Annotated in this window: 16 protein-coding genes and 1 pseudogene; 8 read left to right on the plus strand and 9 right to left on the minus strand. The window is 71.3% G+C overall.

Annotation, left to right across the window (positions count from 1 at the left end):
• Positions 1-207: 207 nt before the first annotated feature.
• Positions 208-1,791 (plus strand): phosphodiester glycosidase family protein, encoded by a 1,584-nt coding sequence (locus ACIGXX_RS00495; RefSeq protein ID WP_399971405.1) that lies wholly within the window; start codon positions 208-210, stop codon positions 1,789-1,791.
• On the opposite strand, the gene ACIGXX_RS00500 is transcribed toward ACIGXX_RS00495, so the two are convergent.
• Entirely contained in the window at positions 1,781-3,046 is a 1,266-nt protein-coding gene (locus tag ACIGXX_RS00500) for a cytochrome P450 (protein ID WP_399971407.1), read from the minus strand. The genes ACIGXX_RS00495 and ACIGXX_RS00500 overlap by 11 nt on opposite strands.
• A 229-nt stretch (positions 3,047-3,275) precedes the next feature.
• On the opposite strand from ACIGXX_RS00500, the gene ACIGXX_RS00505 reads away from it, so the two are divergent.
• Positions 3,276-5,495, plus strand: a complete 2,220-nt coding sequence (locus ACIGXX_RS00505; protein WP_399971409.1) for an NADP-dependent isocitrate dehydrogenase — start codon at positions 3,276-3,278, stop codon at positions 5,493-5,495.
• Positions 5,496-5,615: 120 nt separating this feature from the next.
• On the plus strand, positions 5,616-6,152 hold the full coding sequence (locus ACIGXX_RS00510; protein ID WP_351157253.1) for a GNAT family N-acetyltransferase: 537 nt from the start codon (positions 5,616-5,618) through the stop codon (positions 6,150-6,152).
• Here ACIGXX_RS00510 and ACIGXX_RS00515 read toward each other — a convergent pair.
• On the minus strand, positions 6,149-7,120 hold the full coding sequence (locus tag ACIGXX_RS00515) for a hypothetical protein (RefSeq protein WP_383816472.1): 972 nt from the start codon (positions 7,118-7,120) through the stop codon (positions 6,149-6,151). The genes ACIGXX_RS00510 and ACIGXX_RS00515 overlap by 4 nt on opposite strands.
• 285 nt (positions 7,121-7,405) lie before the next feature.
• On the opposite strand from ACIGXX_RS00515, the pseudogene ACIGXX_RS00520 reads away from it, so the two are divergent.
• Positions 7,406-8,595: pseudogene (locus ACIGXX_RS00520) on the plus strand (acyl-CoA dehydrogenase family protein).
• 7 nt (positions 8,596-8,602) lie between these two features.
• On the opposite strand, the gene ACIGXX_RS00525 reads toward ACIGXX_RS00520, so the two are convergent.
• The gene (locus tag ACIGXX_RS00525) at positions 8,603-9,082 is read right to left on the minus strand and encodes an ATP-binding protein (protein ID WP_399971412.1); all 480 of its coding nucleotides are present in this window, start codon (positions 9,080-9,082) and stop codon (positions 8,603-8,605) included.
• A 235-nt stretch (positions 9,083-9,317) separates the two neighbouring features.
• Here ACIGXX_RS00525 and ACIGXX_RS00530 point away from each other — a divergent pair, with 235 nt between their 5' ends.
• Entirely contained in the window at positions 9,318-9,635 is a 318-nt protein-coding gene (locus tag ACIGXX_RS00530) for an STAS domain-containing protein (protein ID WP_351157247.1), read from the plus strand.
• Positions 9,636-9,667: 32 nt separating this feature from the next.
• Here ACIGXX_RS00530 and ACIGXX_RS00535 read toward each other — a convergent pair whose 3' ends face one another.
• The 6 genes from ACIGXX_RS00535 to ACIGXX_RS00560 all read right to left on the minus strand — a co-directional run bounded on the left by ACIGXX_RS00535 (position 9,668) and on the right by ACIGXX_RS00560 (position 15,459).
• The gene (locus tag ACIGXX_RS00535; RefSeq protein ID WP_399971415.1) at positions 9,668-11,278 is read right to left on the minus strand and encodes a SpoIIE family protein phosphatase; all 1,611 of its coding nucleotides are present in this window, start codon (positions 11,276-11,278) and stop codon (positions 9,668-9,670) included.
• Entirely contained in the window at positions 11,275-12,651 is a 1,377-nt protein-coding gene (locus ACIGXX_RS00540) for a HAMP domain-containing sensor histidine kinase (protein WP_361472917.1), read from the minus strand. Before ACIGXX_RS00540 ends, ACIGXX_RS00535 begins: the two co-directional genes overlap by 4 nt.
• Before the next feature lie 81 nt (positions 12,652-12,732).
• Positions 12,733-13,833 (minus strand): ATP-binding protein, encoded by a 1,101-nt coding sequence (locus ACIGXX_RS00545; RefSeq protein WP_399971417.1) that lies wholly within the window; start codon positions 13,831-13,833, stop codon positions 12,733-12,735.
• The gene (locus tag ACIGXX_RS00550; RefSeq protein WP_351157241.1) at positions 13,821-14,243 is read right to left on the minus strand and encodes an ATP-binding protein; all 423 of its coding nucleotides are present in this window, start codon (positions 14,241-14,243) and stop codon (positions 13,821-13,823) included. Before ACIGXX_RS00550 ends, ACIGXX_RS00545 begins: the two co-directional genes overlap by 13 nt.
• Entirely contained in the window at positions 14,240-14,611 is a 372-nt protein-coding gene (locus ACIGXX_RS00555) for an STAS domain-containing protein (protein ID WP_351157238.1), read from the minus strand. The genes ACIGXX_RS00550 and ACIGXX_RS00555 overlap by 4 nt, the downstream gene beginning before the upstream one ends.
• Positions 14,608-15,459, minus strand: a complete 852-nt coding sequence (locus tag ACIGXX_RS00560; RefSeq protein WP_351157236.1) for an STAS domain-containing protein — start codon at positions 15,457-15,459, stop codon at positions 14,608-14,610. Before ACIGXX_RS00560 ends, ACIGXX_RS00555 begins: the two co-directional genes overlap by 4 nt.
• A gap of 313 nt (positions 15,460-15,772) precedes the next feature.
• On the opposite strand from ACIGXX_RS00560, the gene ACIGXX_RS00565 reads away from it, so the two are divergent.
• The 3 genes from ACIGXX_RS00565 to ACIGXX_RS00575 are packed head-to-tail and all read left to right on the plus strand — an operon-like array spanning position 15,773 to position 18,852.
• Positions 15,773-16,273 carry a hydrogenase maturation protease gene (locus ACIGXX_RS00565; protein ID WP_399971420.1) on the plus strand — a complete coding sequence of 167 codons (501 nt, stop codon included), beginning with the start codon at positions 15,773-15,775 and terminating at the stop codon, positions 16,271-16,273.
• Positions 16,274-16,282: 9 nt separating this feature from the next.
• Positions 16,283-18,577: a carbamoyltransferase HypF gene (hypF, locus tag ACIGXX_RS00570; protein WP_399971422.1), complete on the plus strand. Its 2,295-nt coding sequence runs from the start codon at positions 16,283-16,285 to the stop codon at positions 18,575-18,577.
• A gap of 5 nt (positions 18,578-18,582) precedes the next feature.
• Complete coding sequence (locus ACIGXX_RS00575) at positions 18,583-18,852, plus strand: HypC/HybG/HupF family hydrogenase formation chaperone (protein ID WP_383816486.1); 270 nt, start codon at positions 18,583-18,585, stop codon at positions 18,850-18,852.
• Positions 18,853-18,898: the final 46 nt, after the last annotated feature.

Consider the following 18,898-nt stretch of genomic DNA (forward strand, 5'->3'; position numbering starts at 1 on the left):
CCCGCCCCCACATGCGGGGAGCGGGCCCCGAATACGGGCACAGAGCCCTGTTTTCCGGCCGGACTTCTGGTATTCACTCCTGGGATCGATCGCCGTCCGCGCGCTCGCGTTCGCTGCGTGACGACGCGCGTTTCCGAGCGCTCCGCACCTGTGAACGCAGGTGTGCCCATGTGCCCGCAGGTGTACCTACGCTCCCCAGGAGTTCTTGTGGCCCTCGTACGCCGTCCGTTCAGAGCCGCCGCGCAGGCGTCGGTGGTCGCCGTCGCCGCGGCGGGACTCCTCGCCCCCGGTGTCGTCGTCGACCGGTACGGGCACACCGCGGCCGCCGCCGCGCCGACCGCCGCTGTCCCGGGGCCGATCGCCGACTGGCAGCACGAACGCCTGGCCTCCGGGGCCGATCTGTACCAGGGGAGCGTCGCGGGCCGTCCCGGCGCCGACCACTGGACGGTCACGGTCCGCGCGAACGGCGCTCACCTCGCCGGGCAGCAGGAGGCGAAGGCCCTGGCGGAGCGGGTGCGCGGCGCGGGGTTCGCCGCGCGTGCCGAGCCCGTGTCGTGGCCGCGGGGCTCCGACCGGACCGGGGTGATCGGGGTGCGGGTCCGGGTGGGGGAGTACGACGCACGGGCCGATGCCGACGCCCGGCGCAAGGCCCTGGCCGCCGCCGGGTTCGACGCGGTGAGCGAGTGGACCGGCGCCGACGGCGTGCCCGGCACCGGAGTCGCCCGCGTCAAGGTGGCGATCGTCGACCCGAAGCGCTACCGCGGCGCGCTGAAGGGCACGTACGGCAAGGGCGTCGCCGGCCGCGAGACGGTGAGCGCCATGGCAGCGGGCGAGGACGCCCTGCTCGGCGTCAACGCGGGCTTCTTCGTCATGGAGGGCAAGGACGGTGTGCCGGGCGCGGCGGCCGGCATCGCCGCCTACGACGGGGAGTTGCAGAGCGCGGCGACGAACGGCCGCATCGCGGCGGTGCTGCGCGGCGACGGCCTGCGCCCGCAGTTCAAGAGGCTCAGCACGCGGCTGCGGGTCCGCGCGGGCGCGGCCTCCGCGGTCGTGGACGGCGTCAACCGCGTGCCGGGCCTGGTGCGCAACTGCGGCGGCGTCGGCGGCGACGCCCCCACCGAGCGTCCGCAGCACGACGTGACCTGCACCGACCCCGACGAGATCGTGAAGTTCACCGACGAGCTCGGCGCGGACACCCCGGCGGGCGACGGGGTGGAGGCGGTGCTCGACGCGAGGGGACAGGTGCGGGAGGTGCGGGCGCGCGGCGGCGCCGTACCGGACGGCGGCAGCGTCCTGGCGGGCATCGGCGCCGGAGCCACCTGGCTGACCGCGCACGCCGAGCCGGGCAGGGCCCTGACGGTGCGCGAGCGGATTCTGGACGAGCGGGGCCGTGAGCTGAAGCTCGGCCCGCGGGACGACATCGTCAACGGCGGCCCCGAACTGGTGCGCGGCGGCAAGGTCGCGGTGAACTACGCCGCCGACGGCATCGAGCGCGCCGGCGACCGCTCCTTCGCGTACACCTGGGGCATCAAGCGCAATCCGCGCATGCTCCTGGGCGTCGACCGGCAGGGCCGCATGCTCCTGGTCGGCGCGGACGGCCGGCAGCCCGGCTACAGCGACGGGTTCGGCCTGGGCGAAGGGGCGGAGCTGATGAAGTCGCTCGGTGCGGTGCACGCCATGGCCCTGGACGGCGGCGGCTCCGTCACCATGGCGGTGAACGGCAAGGTGATCAACTCGCCGTCGGACGGCACCGAGCGCGCGGTGGGCGACGCACTGCTGCTCACGCGCTGACGGCCCGCACGGGCAGGGGAGCGGTGGTGACGGGGACGCGACGCGGACCGCGGACCAAGAGGCCCGGCCGGTAGGGGAGTTCGGCCGGGTCGGCCGTCAGGCGCAGCCCCGGGAAGGCCGCGAGGAGCCGGGGCAGCGCGATCGCCGCCTCAAGGCGGGCCAGCCGTGAGCCCACGCAGAAGTGCGGTCCGTGGCCGAAGGCGGCGTGCGGCGCGGTGCGCGGCTCACCGGCCCCTGCCAGATGGCGGTCCGGCCGGAAGGCGTCCGGATCCGGGAAGTGCCGGGGGTCGCGGTTGGCGGCGGCGAGCACCGCGAGGACGGAGGCGCCCGCGGGTATGACCACGCCTTCGCCGAGGTCCACGTCCTCGGTCGCGTGCCGCCACGTCGTGCCCTCCAGCGGGCTGGCGTGCCGCAGCGTCTCCTCGACGACGGCGGGCCAGCGCGCGGGGTCGCGGCGCGCGGCCGCCAGCTCGACGGGGTGGGTGAGCAGCAGCAGCGAGGCCGACGCCAGCAGGTTCATCGTGGTCTCGTATCCGGCGAACAGGAGGAGGAACGCCATGGCGAGCAGCTCCCCGTCGTCGAGCCCGCCGTCCGTGGCGTCCTGCGTGAGCGCGCTGAACAGATCCGATCCGGGCGCGCGCCGCTTGCGGGCGATCAGCTCGGTGAAGTAGGCGTACAGGCCGGTCCAGGCCGCGTCCACCGCGCCCGGCTCCAGCGCGTCCGCGGGCGAGCCGACCCGGTAGGTCCACTCCCGCAGATCCGCCCGGTCGGCCTCCGGCACCCCGAGCACCTCGCCGATCACCAGGACGGGCAGCGGGAAGGCGAAGGCGTCCACGAGGTCCACGCTCCCCTCCTGCCGCAGCCGCGCCCGCATCTCCCGCAGGAGCCCTTCGGTCAGGTCCTCGATCCGGGTCCGCAGCGCGTCGACGCGGCGCGGGGCGAACGCGGCGGTGGTCAGCCGCCGCAGCCGGGTGTGGTCGGGGGCGTCGGTGTTGAGCATGTGCCGGGCCAGACAGGCGCGGGCGTGCTGCGCGGGCGAGTCGCCCTTCGGACGTCCGGCGCCCTGCGGGGGCACGTTCGAGAAGCGCGGGTCGGCGAGGACGGCCCGCGTCGGCCCGTATCCGGTGACGAACCAGACGTACGTCCCGTTGGCGAGCGGGACCCGCACGGCGGGCCCCTGGGCGCGGAGGCGTGCGTAGTACGGATACGGGTCGCGTGCGAAGGAGGGGTCCGCGGGGTCCAGGGAAGCGATCACCCGCACATCCTCGCCGGGGCGGCCCCGCCATGGAGATCAGGCCCATCACCAGGAACGCCGGGCCGGACCTGTGGGAACCGGACAGCAACCATCGGTGACCGCCAGGACTACGGAACGTGATTGACGTCACGGGCTGTGACGTCCGAGAACCGGGGCCGCTTCGTGGCAGGATGCGATCACGAGATATCTTGATGTCGAGCAATGTTGCAGACGTGGAGCGGAGCACCCGGTGACTGACTCGACCATCATCTACACCCAGACTGACGAGGCCCCGGCCCTCGCGACGTATTCGTTCTTGCCGGTGGTCAGGGCCTACGCCTCGACGGCCGGGGTCGCCGTGGAGAGCCGTGACATCTCCCTGGCGGGGCGCATCATCGCTCTCTTCCCCGAGTTCCTCGAGGAGAGCCAGCGCATCGACGACGCGCTCGCCGAGCTGGGCGAGCTGGCCAAGACGCCCGGCGCGAACATCATCAAGCTGCCGAACATCTCGGCCTCGATCCCGCAGCTGAAGGCGGCCGTCGCCGAGCTGCAGTCGCAGGGCTACGCGCTGCCGAACTACCCGGACGACCCGAAGACCGACGCGGAGAAGGACATCCGCGCCCGTTACGACAAGGTCAAGGGCAGCGCCGTCAACCCGGTCCTGCGCGAGGGCAACTCGGACCGCCGCGCCCCCGCATCGGTGAAGAACTACGCCAAGGCGCACCCGCACCGCATGGGCGCCTGGTCGTCCGACTCGAAGACGAACGTCGCCACCATGGGCGTCGACGACTTCCGCTCCACCGAGAAGTCCGTGGTCATCGCCGAGGCCGACACGCTGCGCATCGAGTTCACCGGCGAGGACGGCAGCACCACCGTGCTGCGCGAGTCCGTACCGGTCCTCGCGGGCGAGGTCGTCGACGCCTCCGTGCTGCGGGTGGGCCCGCTGCGCGAGTTCCTCACCGCCCAGATCGCCAAGGCCAAGGCCGATGGCGTGCTGTTCTCGGTGCACCTCAAGGCCACGATGATGAAGGTCTCCGACCCGATCATCTTCGGCCACGTCGTGCGCGCCTTCTTCCCGAAGACGTTCGCCGCGTACGGCGAGACGCTGGCCGCCGCGGGCCTGACCCCGAACGACGGTCTCGGCGGCATCCTCAACGGCCTCGGCGCGCTGCCCGAGGGCGAGCAGATCAAGGCGTCCTTCGAGGCCGAGCTGGCCGAGGGCCCCGAGCTCGCGATGGTCGACTCCGACAAGGGCATCACGAACCTGCACGTCCCCTCGGACGTCATCGTCGACGCCTCGATGCCGGCCATGATCCGCACCTCCGGCCACATGTGGGGCCCGGACGGCGGCGAGCACGACACCCTCGCGGTCCTGCCCGACTCCAGCTACTCCGGCGTGTACCAGGTCGTCATCGACGACTGCCGCGCCAACGGCGCCTTCGACCCGGCGACGATGGGCTCGGTGCCCAACGTCGGCCTCATGGCGCAGAAGGCCGAGGAGTACGGCAGCCACGACAAGACCTTCGAGATCGCCGCGCCGGGCACGGTGCGCGCGCTCGACAAGGCCGGCAACGTCGTCCTGGAGCAGGCCGTCTCCACCGGTGACATCTTCCGGATGTGCCAGGCCAAGGACGCCCCGATCCGCGACTGGGTCAAGCTGGCCGTCAACCGCGCCCGCGCGACCGGCTCGCCGGCCGTCTTCTGGCTCGACGAGACCCGCGCGCACGACGCGCAGCTCATCGAGAAGGTCAAGGCGTACCTGCCCGAGCACGACACCGAGGGCCTGCAGATCGAGATCATGTCGCCGGTGGACGCGACCGCGTTCTCCCTGGAGCGCATCCGCCGCGGCGAGGACACCATCTCGGTCACCGGCAACGTGCTCCGTGACTACCTCACGGACCTGTTCCCGATCCTCGAGCTCGGCACCAGCGCCAAGATGCTCTCCATCGTTCCGCTCATGAACGGCGGCGGCCTCTTCGAGACGGGCGCGGGCGGCTCCGCCCCCAAGCACGTCCAGCAGCTGGTCCGCGAGAACTACCTGCGCTGGGACAGCCTGGGCGAGTTCCTCGCCCTCGCGTCCAGCTTCGAGCACCTCGCGCAGACCACGGACAACGCCAGCGCCCAGGTCCTCGCCGACACCCTCGACCGCGCCACGGCGACCTTCCTGGAGAAGGACAAGTCGCCGACCCGTCGCGTCGGCGGCATCGACAACCGCGGCAGCCACTTCTACCTGGCCATGTACTGGGCCCAGGAGCTGGCCAAGCAGACCGCGGACGCCGAGCTCGCCAAGGAGTTCGCCCCGCTGGCCAAGACGCTGGTCGAGCAGGAGCAGACCATCGTCGACGAGCTGAACGCGGTCCAGGGCTCGCCCGCCGAAATCGGCGGCTACTACCGGCCCGACTCGGTCAAGGCCGCGGCCGTGATGCGCCCGTCGGCCACGCTGAACAAGGCGCTCGGCCTCCTCGGCTGAGTGACCTTCGGCTGACAGAGGTCCGCCCCGGCAGCGACACCGCTGCCGGGGCGGACCTCTGTCCGCGTCCGGGGCCGGGCCCGGTCCGCGTCCGGCGGGAGCGTCCGGCAGGATCAGGGCATGTCACGGTCACCGAGTACGTTCCCCTGGCCCGCCACCCTGACCGCGGACCGTCTCGTCCTGCGCCCGATCGAGGCGGGCGACGTCCCGGCCATGGTGCGGCTCTGGACGGACGCGGAGGTGCGCCGCCACCTCGGCGGGCCGGTCGACAAAGAGACACTGCGGGTGCGCGAGCGGCACTGTGTCGGGGTGCGCGGCGCCTTCAGCGTGACGTTGCGTACGGACGGGTCGGTGATCGGCGGCGTACAGCTGGAGCCGGACGCGCGTCGGGCGGGACGGGTCGAGGTCTCGTACCAACTGCTGCCCGAGCACTGGGGCTTCGGGTACGGCCGTGAGGCGGTCGCCGCCGCGGTCGACTGGGTACGCGACTGGGGACGTGAAGCGACCACCTCCGGGGGTGAGGAGGTGGTCGCGGTCACGCAGGAGGCAAATGTCCGGTCGCGTCGCCTGCTGGAGTCGATCGGGATGCGGCAGACGGAGGCCTTCGTCGAATGGGGCGCGGAGCAGGTCCTGTACGTCGCCGGGCCGCGGGACTAGCCGAAGGTCACCGAGCTGATCTTGTTGTCGAAGCCGATGGCCGACAGGTCGGCCACGTCGCCGTTGATGACCTTGGACGTGCCCTTGCAGTTCGGGGCCGACCAGAGCTTCATCGAGCCGCTCACGGAGATGGACGACGTCACCTTCGGGCGGGCGACGTTCTGGCAGCCCTCGCCCGCGACGCCCTGCGCGGGGCCGTTGTCCGAGAAGTTGGCGTCGTCGAAGAGGATGGCGCTGCTGGCGGGCGCGGCCTGGGTCTGGTCCGGCGCCTCCTCGGCGGGCTCGGCGGGCTCGGCGGGCTCTGCCGGTGCGGACGGCTCGGCCTCGGCCGGAGCGCCGGACTTCTGGCCGTCGGGCTGGACGCCGAACCACGTGCCGCCCACGCCCTGGCCGTTGGTGTCGCCGGGCTTGAGGTCCTTGCTGAAGCGGTAGACCGGCCAGCCGCCGACGGTGACCTGGCGGGTGCCGTCGTCCCGCCTGACCACGCCCACGTCCGAGGCGTTCACGCCGTCGACGAAGATCTTGCTTCCCGGGTCCACGAGGACCGGCGGCCAGGTGGTGGCGCAGGGGCCGTTGCAGGTGGACTTGGAGGGCGACGCGGTGTCGTTGTCGAAGCGGTAGAGCGTGAAGCCGGAGCCGTTGACGACGACGGGATCGAGGTTGCCCGCCCGGGACGCCGAGAGCTGAACCCACTTGCGCTGCACCGGCTTCGAGGCCGCCTTGCCGGGCGGGTTGGCCCAGTCCCCGGTCTTCTTGGGCGCGTTGTTCTGTTGAGCGGTGCCGGACTTCAGCGCGAGGTCCATGGAGCCGTCGGCCGCGGGGGAGGAGGCGGCGGGCTTGGAGGCGGGGGTCTTCGCGGCGTCGGAGCCGTCGTCACCGCCGCCACAGGCGGAGAGCAGCAGGGCTCCCGCCGCGGCGAAGGAGGCGAAGAAGGCGGTGTTCTTGCGGGTGCTGTTCTTGCTGAGCATCGGAGATCTCCTTAAATCGGCGTTCAGATCACTTCAGGTCACTTGCGATCACTTCGGTCTGCTTCAGGTCGCTTTGGCCGTTCGAAGCGTGAGTACGGACGCCGCTCAGCCCGGCACTCATCGATTTGGCGACCGAGACCAAACCGAGACAATGTCTAAACTGGGATCTCATCCGGGCGGCACACGCGGGCGCATGCGTCACTGCCATTCCCTATTTCTGAAACGCGTTCTACTGTGTGCGCCGTCAAGCCCGAGCCCGGGGAGCCAGCGAAAGCAGGAGGGGCCGTGCACCTCGAATACACGCCTGAGCAGCGGCAGTTGCGCACCGAGCTGCGCACGTACTTCGCCGAGCTGGTCCCCGACAACGCCTACGCGCGCTACGGCGACCCCGCCGAGCAGAAGCGGTTTTACCGGGAGACCATCCGCAGGCTCGGCGCCGACGGCTGGCTCGGCGTCGGCTGGCCCAAGGAGTACGGCGGGCGCGGGCTCTCGCCGATGGAGCAGTTCATCTTCTTCGACGAGGCCGCACAGGCCGGTGTCCCGCTGCCGCTGATGGCACTGAACACCGTCGGGCCGACCCTGATGCAGTTCGGCACCGACGAGCAGAAGGCGTACTTCCTGCCGAAGATCCTCTCCGGCGAACTCGACTTCGCGATCGGCTACAGCGAGCCGGACGCGGGCACCGACCTCGCGGCGCTCAAGACGAAGGCGGTCAGGGAGGGCGACGAGGCCACCGGCCACTACACGGTCAACGGCCAGAAGATCTGGACAACCAACGGCGACACCGCCGACTGGGTCTGGCTCGCCGTCCGCACCGACCCGGACGCCCCGCCCCACAAGGGCATCACCATGCTCCTCGTGCCGACGAGCGACCCGGGCTACTCCTGCACCATCATCAACACCCTCGCCTCGCACGACACCACGGCCAGCTACTACGAGAACATCCGCGTCCCGGCCTCGCGCCGCGTGGGCGAGGAGAACAAGGGCTGGCGGCTCATCACCAACCAGCTCAACCACGAACGCGTCACCCTCGCCGCGCACGGCACCATGGCCATCCGTGCCTCCACAACGTGCAGCGCTGGGCCGCCGACACCAAGCTCGCCGACGGCCGCCGCGTCATCGACCTCGGCTGGGTCCGCCAGCGCCTGGCCAGGACGCACACCAAGCTGGACGCGATGAAACTCCTCAACTGGCAGATGGTCAACGCCGTCCAGGAGGGCACGCTCACCCCGCAGGACGCCTCCGCCGTGAAGGTCTACGGCTCCGAGGCGCGCAGGGACGCGTACGCCTGGCTCATGGAAGTGGTCGGCTCGGCCGGCTCACTCAAGGAGGGCTCGGCGGGCGCGGTCCTGCACGGCGAACTGGAACGCGGCTACCGCAGCGCGGTCATCTTCACCTTCGGCGGCGGCAACAACGAGATCCAGCGCGAGATCATCTCCTGGATCGGCCTCGGAATGCCACGCGTGCGCCGCTGACGCCGTGTCACGAGGGCCGGGTGCTGCCCAGTTCGTCCAGCAGCGCGATGCTGACGGTGATGCTCTTGCCGACCGGCTCCTGCCGGGCCTCGAAACGCTGGGCCACGGCCATCACGATCTCCAGACCGTGCTGGCCCACCCGGCCCGAGTCGGCGGCGCGGGCCCTGGGCAGGACAGGCCCGGAGTCCCAGACCACCACCTCGACCGACCCGGCCGTGACCCGCAGGTTCACCAGGACGGGGCCGGGCGCGTACTTGAGGGCGTTGGTCACCAACTCGCTGACGACCAGCTGCGTCAGATCCGTGGCGCGCCGGGGCAGGGGAAGCCCGCGATCGGCCTGCGTCCGGGCGAGGAAGTCGGCGGCCAGACGCCGCGCCTGGGCGATGCACCCGCCGGTCCCGTCCAGCTCGAAGGTGAACTCCGCGGCCTTCGCGGCCGCCGTGTTCCACGCGGCCGGTTCGTCCGGCGCCTCGCCGTCGTCACGCACGGCCTGGTTCGCAGATCACTCGCCCCATGTACCCGTTCCCGATCGTGCCGGCATTCCGTGTCCGCGATGTCGGCCCGATGCGCCTTTCCGTACGTCCTTGCCGACTTACACGGCATCGTGTGTACGTTACCGCCGACGCGTCACACGGGGCGCCGGATGTGGAAGCATCATCAGCATGGCTGAGGAACGAATGGCTAGCAGCGAACGAGCCCAGCGGACTGATCAGTTCTCAGTCGTGTCCACGCCGCTCGACGACGTGACGGTTCTGACGCTCGCCGGTGAGATCGACCTGGACACCAGTACCCACGTACAGCAAGCGCTCGAAGCCGTCGACGTGCCCGGTGCCCGCGTCGTCGTCGATCTGCGACGGGTCACCTTCATAGACTCCAGCGGCATCAACATCTTCATCGCCGGCCACCGGGCGCTCACCGAGGCGGGCGGCTGGCTGCGTCTTGCGGGCCCCGCCGAGTCCGTGACCCGCACCCTGGAGATCGTCGGCATCGGCACCCTCATCGACATCTGCCCCACGCTCGGCGAAGCCCTCGACGGGTGACCCGTCCTGCCACCCCCGGCCGGCCCGGCCGTTCATGATCCGAGCAGATCCGCGGCGAGCAACGCGATGTCGTCGTCCTTGCCCCTTCCGAACGTCTCCAGGAGATGGTCGCTGAGGTCCTGCAGCCCGGCCGGGCCGGCCGTGACCGCCTCCATGAAGGCGTCGAGCGTGGCGTTCAGCGAGGTGTTGCGGACCTCGACCAGGCCGTCGGTGACCAGGAGCAGCCGGGTGCCCGGCGGGGTGGACAGGACCGTCGGGGCCGGGTGGGGCGCACGCAGTCCCAGAATCGGTCCGTGCGGAGTGTGGAAGCGCGCGCGGCCTTCCGGGCTGATGACGAGCGGGGGGATGTGACCGGCGTTGGCGACCTGGAGACGCCGCCCCCCGGGCTCGACGAGGGCCAAGCAGAGGGTGGCCGTCACGGTCGGCTGTGAGTGGGCCAGGAGGGTTTCGAGGTGGCCGAGGACCTGCTGCGGCGGGTGTCCTTCGATGGCGTAGGCGCGCAGCGCGTGGCGCAGCTCGCCCATCACGGTGGCCGCGCTGAGCGAGTGGCCGAGCACATCCCCTATGGCCAGCAACAGGCCGCCGGCGGTGGGGATCGCCTCGTAGAAATCGCCGCCGATCTCCGCGTTCTCCGAGGCGGGCAGATAGCGGAAGGCCAGGTCGATGCCGTCGACGGTGGGAAGGTCGCTCGGCAGGAACGAGCGCTGCAGGGCGAGGGCGAGGGTGTGTTCCTCGTTGTAGGTCCTCAGCGCTTCCAGCGCCAGCGCGCAGGCATGGGCCAGCTGTTGGAGCAGATGTTCGTCATCCGTTCCGGTGAGCACGTCGGAGGGGACGGCGAGGCAGACAGGGGGGCGCCCGCGCTTGGTCCGCGCCACCGCCATGGCGATGTTCCCGCCGAGGTGATCGGCGCTCAGCAGCGCCTGCCACTGCCCCCGTGAGATCCGGGCGACCGTCGCGCCGGTCCCGTCGCCCAGGCTCTGCTGGAGCAGCCGGTCGAGTACGTCCGGCCGTGCCGCGTACGTCCGGGTCGGGGTGGCCGGCCCGTCGCTCGTGCTGTGGACCGCCTGCCCCTCCGGCGACAGGAAGACCGCGCTGGCCGGGGACGACAGCAGCCGGGCGGCGCCACCGGTGGCCGCGGAGGCGAACGAGTGGAAGCCGATGGCGCTGTAGACGGACATGGTCGCCTGGTTGAGGGTGAGGAGCCGCTGCGCGAGTTGCTCCGCCCGGCGCCGCGCCCTGGCGTAGCGCAGCGTGGCCGTGACCGTGGCGAGCAACTCGCCGGGGTCGAGGGGCTGGTTGAGGTAGGCGTCCGCGCCGCGCTGAAGTCCTTCGGCGTGATCCTCCGCGCTGACGGCCGACGCGGAGATGTGGATGACGGGCAGCGCGGCCGTACGGGCGCTGCCCTTGATCTTCTCGCTCAGCTCGAAGCCGCTCATGTCCGGCAGACGTACGTCCACGATGGCGACCTCCGGCAAGGGGCCGCCTGTCGTGGCGAGATGCTTGAGACCCTCGCCCGCGTTCCGCGCGCCGATCACGATGTGTCCCGCACGCTCCAGCCAGCTGGTGAGGAGGTACAGGTTGGTCTCACTGTCCTCGATGACCAGGATGGTGGCGGGTGCGCCGTCCTGAGAGCTGTCGGTCACAGGGCGCCTCCGCCGGTCTCCTCGTTGCCGTCGTCCGGTCCGTGCACCGGGACGGCCACTTCCACACGGGTGCCGACCCCGAGCGTGCTGGTGAGTCTGAGTGTGCCCCCGAGGAGTTCGGTGAGGGTGCGGGCGTAGGGCAGTCCGAGCCCCGTCCCCGCATGGCCGCTCTGGTGGGGGCCTCGGACCTGGTAGAACTCCTCGAAGACACGGCCGAGTTCGGCGGCCGGGATGCCGACCCCCGTATCGGTGATGGTGACGCGCAGCGACGGCGACGACCGGTCGCCGCTCATGCCGACATCCAGCCGCACCTCGCCCTCGTCGGTGAACTTGCAGGCGTTGGACATCAGGTTGCGCAGGACGTGGGTGAGGAGTTTCTCGTCCGTGATCACCGTGGGGAGATCCTTCAGGTCCGGGGTGACGAGGGGGACACCCTTGGCTCCGTAGGTGCCCTCGAACGTGGCGCTCAGCTGGGTCACGAGCAGCCGCAGGTCGACCGGGGCGTGGTGGACCTCGAGCAGACCCGATTCGGCCTTGACGACGTCCAGAAGATCGCTGACCAGCGACAGGACGGTCTGCCCCGACGCCTCGATCAACGCGATCTGCCGGCGTTGCTCGGGTGACAGCGGCTCCGAACGGGGGTCAAGCAACAGGCGGGCCAGGGCGACGACGGAATTGATCGGTGCGCGCAGTTCGTGGCTGATGTTGGTCCAGAACCGCGTCTTGGCCTCGCTGGCCTCGCGGATCTGCCGGGACTTCTCGTCCAGTTCCGAATGCAGGGCGAGCACACCGATGTTGGTGGTCTCCAGTTCCTTGGTGAGCTCCGAATAGAGGGCGAGCACACCCCGGTTGGTCTCCTCGAGCTCCTGGTTGAGCCGGAGCAGTTCCACCTGCTGGGCTCGCGTCTCCTCCAGCGTCGCGATCAGGTCTCGCGTCTGGGCCCGGAGGAAATCGGCCTCCGTGATCGGACCGGCCTGGCCCAGGGACTGGGCCAGGCGCTCATCCATTTCGGTGACCGTGAGGCGGTTCGCCGGCAGCGGCTGGAGGATGGTGACGCGGCCGCGCGTCCCGTGCGGCTCGTACTCGATCACCACGAGCCTGGAGACCAGTTGCAGGGTCTCGGGCGTCGGCTCCAGACCGCGGCCCCATTCGAGCGTCACGACGAGAGTGGCCTGCTCGCCGGAGTGGGCACGGAAGGAGACGGTGCCCGCGCCGCAGCCGAGGCGGTCACGGCCCAACTCGCTCAGCGCGGTGGCAAGGCGGACCTGGTCCTGATGTTCGAGGCCGAGTGCGGCGGCGGCCCGCTGCGCGCCGCGTCTGAGCCGGAACACGTCCTGCGCCGAGACGAGTCCGAGGGAATTCGCCGTGCGCAGACCGTGGCCCGCGCCGGTGGCACGGGCCCCGGGGACCTTTCGGGGAGAGTCAGCAGCCACGTCCGTCCCGTCCTTCGTCGGTCACCAAATCCCCTTCACCACCACCACGCTGGCATCGTCCCGGCGTACACCGGCCTCACGCAACAACTGCCCGGCCACGACGAGCGGCGAATGGTGCAGAAGCCCGGGGAGCGCCCTGTGGTCCCACCGCTCGGTGAGTCCGTCGGAATGCAGGGCCAAGGCGCCCCCTTCGGGCAGCGGTTCCTCGAAGGTCCGCAGGCGACGCATGTTCACGCCGACGATGCCGGGCACCGAGAGCAGGGTCTTGCGGGCGTCGTGACCGAGGAGGAAGCCGCTGATGTTGCCGATGCCGCAGTACCGCACGCGTCGTCTCGCCGGTTCGATCCTGGCAACTGCCGCCGCGCCGCCCCGGGTTCCCCGAAGGGCGCGGTGGATCGCTTCCATGATCTCTTCCGGATCGGTGGCCGGAGTGTCGTGGAACGCCTCAACGGCCGCCGCACTGGCGCGGGCCGCCAGCGGACCGTGCCCCAGGCCGTCGCACATGAGGACGAGAACGGCGGGATGACCGGTGCCGGTGCCGGCACCGATGTCTGCGTCTGCGTCTGTGGCTGAGTCCAGCCGGGCACTCCAGGCATCACCACAGGTGCTCTCGCCGCTGATGGGCCGTGTCACACCGGAGACGCACTGCTGCCCGGCCGACAGGGCCGCCGTCACTCCCTGGTCGTCCGCCTGACGCGACCAGAACTGCGCCGCCATGACCGTCCCCTTGCCGGGCACGGAGTGCACGTCGAAGTGGTCGGCCAGCCTGGCCACGGCTCCGAGCCCGATGCCGAGCGTGCCCGCGCTGGAGGCTCCGTCGGCCAGCGAGGCGGACACGTCGACCATGCCGGGCCCCGAGTCGACGGTGACGAACTCGACGGCGGTGTCGTCCTTCGTGTGCAAGGTGCGCAGGAGCAGCGCGCCGTCCGTGGCATGTCGCTGGATGTTGGTGGCGGCCTCGGTGACGGCCAGGGCGACTTCCGCGACACGATGAGCGTCGAGACCGACTCTGCGGGCCAGCGCGGCCGCCGCTCCGCGCGCCGCGGTCGACAGGGAAGGACCATCCCGGAACCAGCTGACGTCCCTGCCGGCCAGTATGGTCCGGGTCTTCACCGGGCCCACTTGATGATGGTGACCGTGGTGCCCACGCCGACTTCCGTCACGAGTTCGAACTCGTCTACGAGGCGGCGGGCGCCACTGAGTCCCAGGCCCAGGCCGGCGCCCGAGGTCCAGCCGTCCGTCATCGCCAGACCCACGTCCTCGATGCCGGGCCCACCGTCCTCGAAGAGCGCCGCGACTCCCTGGCGGCCGTCCCTCTCGACGACTCCTGTCCTGACGGCCCCGCCACCCCCGTAGACGAGGGTGTTGCGCGCCAGTTCGCTCGCCGCCGTGATCATTTTTGTCTGGTCCACGAGCGAGAGACGGCACCGCTGCGCCAGGGCGCGGATGGTCTGCCTGATGCTCACCACGTCCCTGTTGTGCGTGATGGAGTAGACCTGCGGCGCCTCGCCGGGCAGCCAGGGCGCGCTCACGCCTCGACCGCGGAGGTGGAGCGCCGCAGCCGCGCCAGTCCCTTTTCGAGGTCGAGAGCCGTGCTCACCCCGCCCAGCGAGAGCCCGAGTTCGACGAGCGTGATGGCGACGGCGGGCCGCATCCCGACCACCACGGTCTCGGCGTCGAGCATGCGGGAGATGGCCGCGATCGTCGCCAGCATGCGCCCGACGAAGGAGTCCACGATCTCCAGCGCCGTGATGTCGATGATGACGCCCTGAGCGGAGCGGTTGACGATCTGCTCGGCCAGGTCCTCCTGCAACAGCAGGACCGTCTGGTCCTCCAGGTCGAACTGGATGGACACCACCAACACCTCGCCGATCCGCAGGATCGGCACCCGGTCGGTCACAGCTGCCCCGCCTTGCGGGCGACCATCTCGATGCCCGACCTCTTCAGGGCCAGCTTGAGCGCGTCCGCCAGGCTCGCCTTGGTGACGATGCCCTCGAACTCGATGCCCAGCGCCACGATCGTCTGCGCGATCTGCGGGCGGATGCCCGAGACGGTGCATTCGGCACCCATGAGGCGGGCCGCGACGATGGTCTTCAGCAGATGCTGAGCCACCTGTGTGTCCACCGCCGGTACGCCGGTGATGTCGATGATGGCCTGCTCGGAACCGGTGTCCACCAGCGCCTGGAGCAGCTTCTCCATGACGACCTGGGTCCGCGCGGAGTCCAGCGTGCCCACCAGGGGCACGGCGATGACGCCGTCCCACAGCCGCACCACGGGCGTGGACAGCTCCATCAGCTGTTCGGCCTGGGCGGAGATGAGCTCCTCACGGGTCCGGGTGTAGGTCTCGATGGTGAACAGGCCGAGGCTGTCCAGTACGCGGCTGAGGCGTCCGAAGGCACGGATCTCCTCGGCGGTCCCGTCCTGGAGCACGGGTTCGAGGACCTCCTTCAGCGCGAAGACGCCCACCGCCGTCTCCGTGGGCGAGAAACCCTGCCGTGCCCTGCTCCTCGACAGCTCCGTCAGGAGGGCTCGCACCTCCGACATCTGTTCCTCGTGCACGTCGTCGGCGCCCTGGCTGAGCGCCTGCACCAGAGCTTCGTACAACTCGCCCAGCTCACGGCTCAGTTCGGCGATGCTCACCCGGCCCTTCAGCGACCCCGAGACCTCCTGCACCCACTCCCCGGCCACGTCCCGGCCCTTGACCGACAGCAACCCCGCCAGCTCGACCGCACCGCCCTGTTCCGCCACGCGACGACTCCCCACATTTGTCATATTTGGCCTGGCGCCGCAGCGTACGACAGGGCGATATGGCGAGTGGGCCGATCCGGCAAAGCTCACCGGTCCGTGTTCCGTCGTGCTTGCCGTGCACGGCACTCTCCGGTACCGGGACACTGTGGGCGCCGGAGGGCGGCTAGGCCCGCAGGATGTACGCCCCCTCTGTGAGGGACTCCTCGACCGACCCGGCAGGGGCGAACCGGCCCCAGCTGGGGACATTCGGCCCCTACCGAGGCCGTCAGGCCATCCGCACAGTGGCAGGGTGGCCCGGCGGAAGGAGGCCCCGATGTTCCCTCGGACGCGCATCGCGGTGATCGGCGTCGGCAACGAATTCCGGCGCGACGACGGCGTGGGCTGGGAGGTGATCGCCCGGCTCCGCGAGCGGGCCGCCGACCGGCCCCTGCTCACCGGCACGGTTCTCGCCACCTGCGACGGCGACCCCGGCCGCCTGATCGGCCTGTGGGAGGGAGCGGACCTCGCGGTGGTGGTGGACGCCGCGCACGCACACCCCGCCCACCCCGGCCTCGTGCACCGCCTGGTCCTCGACGCGGACGCACTGGACCGGCCACGGACGACCAGCTCGCACGGACTCGGGCTCGGCGAGGCCGTCGAACTCGCCCGTGTCCTGGGCCGGTTGCCGGGCCGCCTGGTCGTGTACGCGGTGGAAGGTGCGGACAGCGCGCTGGGCACCGGGTTGTCGCCGAGCACCGAGGCCGTTGTGGCACCGCTCGCCGAAGACATCGAGGACGAGATCGTGCGGCACCGCGACGCCGCGGCGCGCCGTTGAAGGAGGGCCATGCAGGAGCGCAGCGCACTCCGCTTCGAGGTGTTCGGCACCGTGCAGGGGGTCGGCTTCCGCCCCTTCGTGCACCGGCTCGCCACCGGGTTGGGGCTGGACGGCTGGGCCGCCAACACCGGGGGCCACGTGCACGGTGAGGTCGCCGGATCGGCGTACGGGGTCCAGGAGTTCACCTCACGGCTGCGTTCCGATGCTCCCGCGCTGGCCGAGGTGCGGCAGGTGCGGGTGACCGCCGGGCGCGGGTATCTCCCGCTGCCCGCGTCCGGCTTCGTCATCCGGCACAGCGCTGCCGACGGCGCCTCGCCCGAAGGACCGCGGGAGATCCCGCCCGACGCCGCGATCTGCACCGCGTGCCTGAGCGAGCTCCTGGACCCGGCCGACCGCAGGTTCCGCTACCCGTTCATCAACTGCACCGACTGCGGCCCGCGTGCCACCGTCATCGACGACCTTCCGTACGACCGGATCCGCACCACGATGCGGCGCTTCCCACTGTGTGCCCAGTGCGCGGCGGAGTACGGCGACCCCACCGACCGTCGGTTCCACGCCGAACCCCTCGCATGCTCCGCCTGCGGGCCACAGCTTTCCTGGGGGGAGTCGAGGGGGGAGGCCGCCTTGCGTGCCGCGGTGAAGGCCGTGGAGAGCGGGGGCATCGTCGCGGTGAAGGGACTCGGCGGATATCAACTGGTGTGCGACGCCACCGACCAGGCCGCGGTGCGGACGCTGAGGGAGCGCAAACACCGCCCGGCCAAACCCTTCGCGGTCATGGTCCAGGACCTGAATGCCGCTGGAGAGCTGGCCCGGCTCTCGCGAACCGAGCGGGCCGCACTCTCGTCGGCGGCGCGCCCCGTGGTGCTGCTCGCCGCGCGGGGTCCGGGACTCGCACCCGCCGTGCACCCCGGCACAGGACGGATCGGCCTGTTCCTGCCCACCACCGGGCTGCACCACCTCCTGCTCCGCGAGCTCGCCAGGCCGCTGGTCGTGACCAGCGGCAACCTCGCGGACGAGCCCATCGCCACGGACGATGCCGACGCCGTTCGCGCGCTTGCCGCGGTCGCCGACGGATTCCTCGCCCACGACCGGCCGATCCGCGCCCGCTACGACGACTCCGTCGTCCAGGCCGTCGGCCGCTCCGTGTTCACCGTACGCAGGGCGCGGGGCCTCGCTCCGACGCCGCTGCCCCTGAAGGTCGCCGCCCGCACGCCCCTGGTGGCAGCCGGCGCCCAGCTCAAGCACACGTTCACGCTCGCGGACGGGCACGGCGCACATGTCTCCCCGCACGGCGGGGATCTGGCGGATGCGGCGACGATGGACGCCTTCACGCACGCGTACGACGATTTCGTCCGGCTCACAGGCATCCGGCCGAGCGTCGTGGCGCACGACCTTCATCCCGGCTATCTCTCCACCCAGTGGGCACGGGCCCGGCCGCTGCCCCGCATACCCGTCCAGCACCACCACGCCCATCTGGCGGCCTGCGCCGCCGAGCACGGCCTGCGGACCCCCTTCGTCGGTGTCGCCTACGACGGCCTGGGATTCGGCGACGACGGGACGCTGTGGGGAGGCGAGATCCTCGTCGCCGACCTGACCGGATACCGGCGCGTGGGCCGCTTCGCGACCGCCCCGCTGCCGGGCGGCGAGGCCGCGGTCCGGCACCCGTACCGGATGGCCCTCGGCTACCTGAAGGGACTGGAGCGCCTCGGCAGCCCCCACCCGTACCCCTGGCTCACCAAGCAGTTCACCGACCGTCTCGACCCGGGGGAAACCGCGGTCGTGCACGCCATGATCGCCCGGGGCATCAACTCCCCGCGCGCATCGAGCGCCGGACGTCTCTTCGACGCCGTGGCGAGCCTGCTCGGCCTTGCCGACTCGGTGAGCCACGAGGGCGAGGCCGCCGTGGCCCTGGAGGACGCCGCCGGAACGGTCCAGGCCCTGCCGCTGGCCCACAGACTGGTGCGGGTGGACGGGGTACTGGTCTACGACCCGGGCCCGACCCTCATGGACCTCCTGGACCGACAGCGCGACGGGGAGCGCGTCCCCGCGCTCGCCGCGGCGTTCCACCTCACCCTGGCCGTCGTGACCGCCGAACTCGTCGCCCGCGTCGTCGATGACGGCGCCCCGCGCACCGTGTGTCTTGCCGGAGGCTGCTTCCTCAACCGCCGTCTGCTCACCGAGGTCATGCGCGGGCTGCGCGCCCGAGGGCTGCGGGTCCTGGTGTCCCGTGCCGTCCCGGTGGGCGACGGCGGCATCAGCTACGGGCAGGCCGCCGTCGCAGCCGCTCGACTCGCGAAGGAGTGAGCACCATGTGCCTGGGCATTCCCGGCAGGGTCCTGGAGATCAGGGACGACACCGGCCTCCGCATGGGCACCGTCGACTTCGGTGGCGTACGGCGCCAGGTGTGCCTCGCCTATACGCCGACGGCCACGGTCGGCGACTACGTCATCGTGCATGTCGGGTTCGCCATCACCGAGGTCGACGAGGCCGAGGCCGCCAGGACACTGGACGTGCTGCGGGCGATGGCGGGTGCGGTGGAAGGTGAAATCGGCGAGCCGCTGCCCGACCCGCCCCCATAGGGCCGATCGGCCCCCGGCCCTACCCGGCCAGCCCCTGGGGCGCCGC

The organism is Streptomyces sp. NPDC055243 (genome assembly GCF_044544025.1).
In the GTDB taxonomy this organism is placed as follows: domain Bacteria; phylum Actinomycetota; class Actinomycetes; order Streptomycetales; family Streptomycetaceae; genus Streptomyces.

Bases quoted from the DNA above. Each gene is read 5' to 3' on its own strand.
- ACIGXX_RS00510 (WP_351157253.1), top strand. From the start codon at position 5,616: ATGTCACGGTCACCGAGTACGTTCCCCTGGCCCGCCACCCTGACCGCG.
- ACIGXX_RS00515 (WP_383816472.1), bottom strand. From the start codon at position 7,120: ATGCTCAGCAAGAACAGCACCCGCAAGAACACCGCCTTCTTCGCCTCC.
- ACIGXX_RS00565 (WP_399971420.1), top strand. From the start codon at position 15,773: ATGTTCCCTCGGACGCGCATCGCGGTGATCGGCGTCGGCAACGAATTC.
- hypF (WP_399971422.1), top strand. From the start codon at position 16,283: ATGCAGGAGCGCAGCGCACTCCGCTTCGAGGTGTTCGGCACCGTGCAG.
- ACIGXX_RS00575 (WP_383816486.1), top strand. From the start codon at position 18,583: ATGTGCCTGGGCATTCCCGGCAGGGTCCTGGAGATCAGGGACGACACC.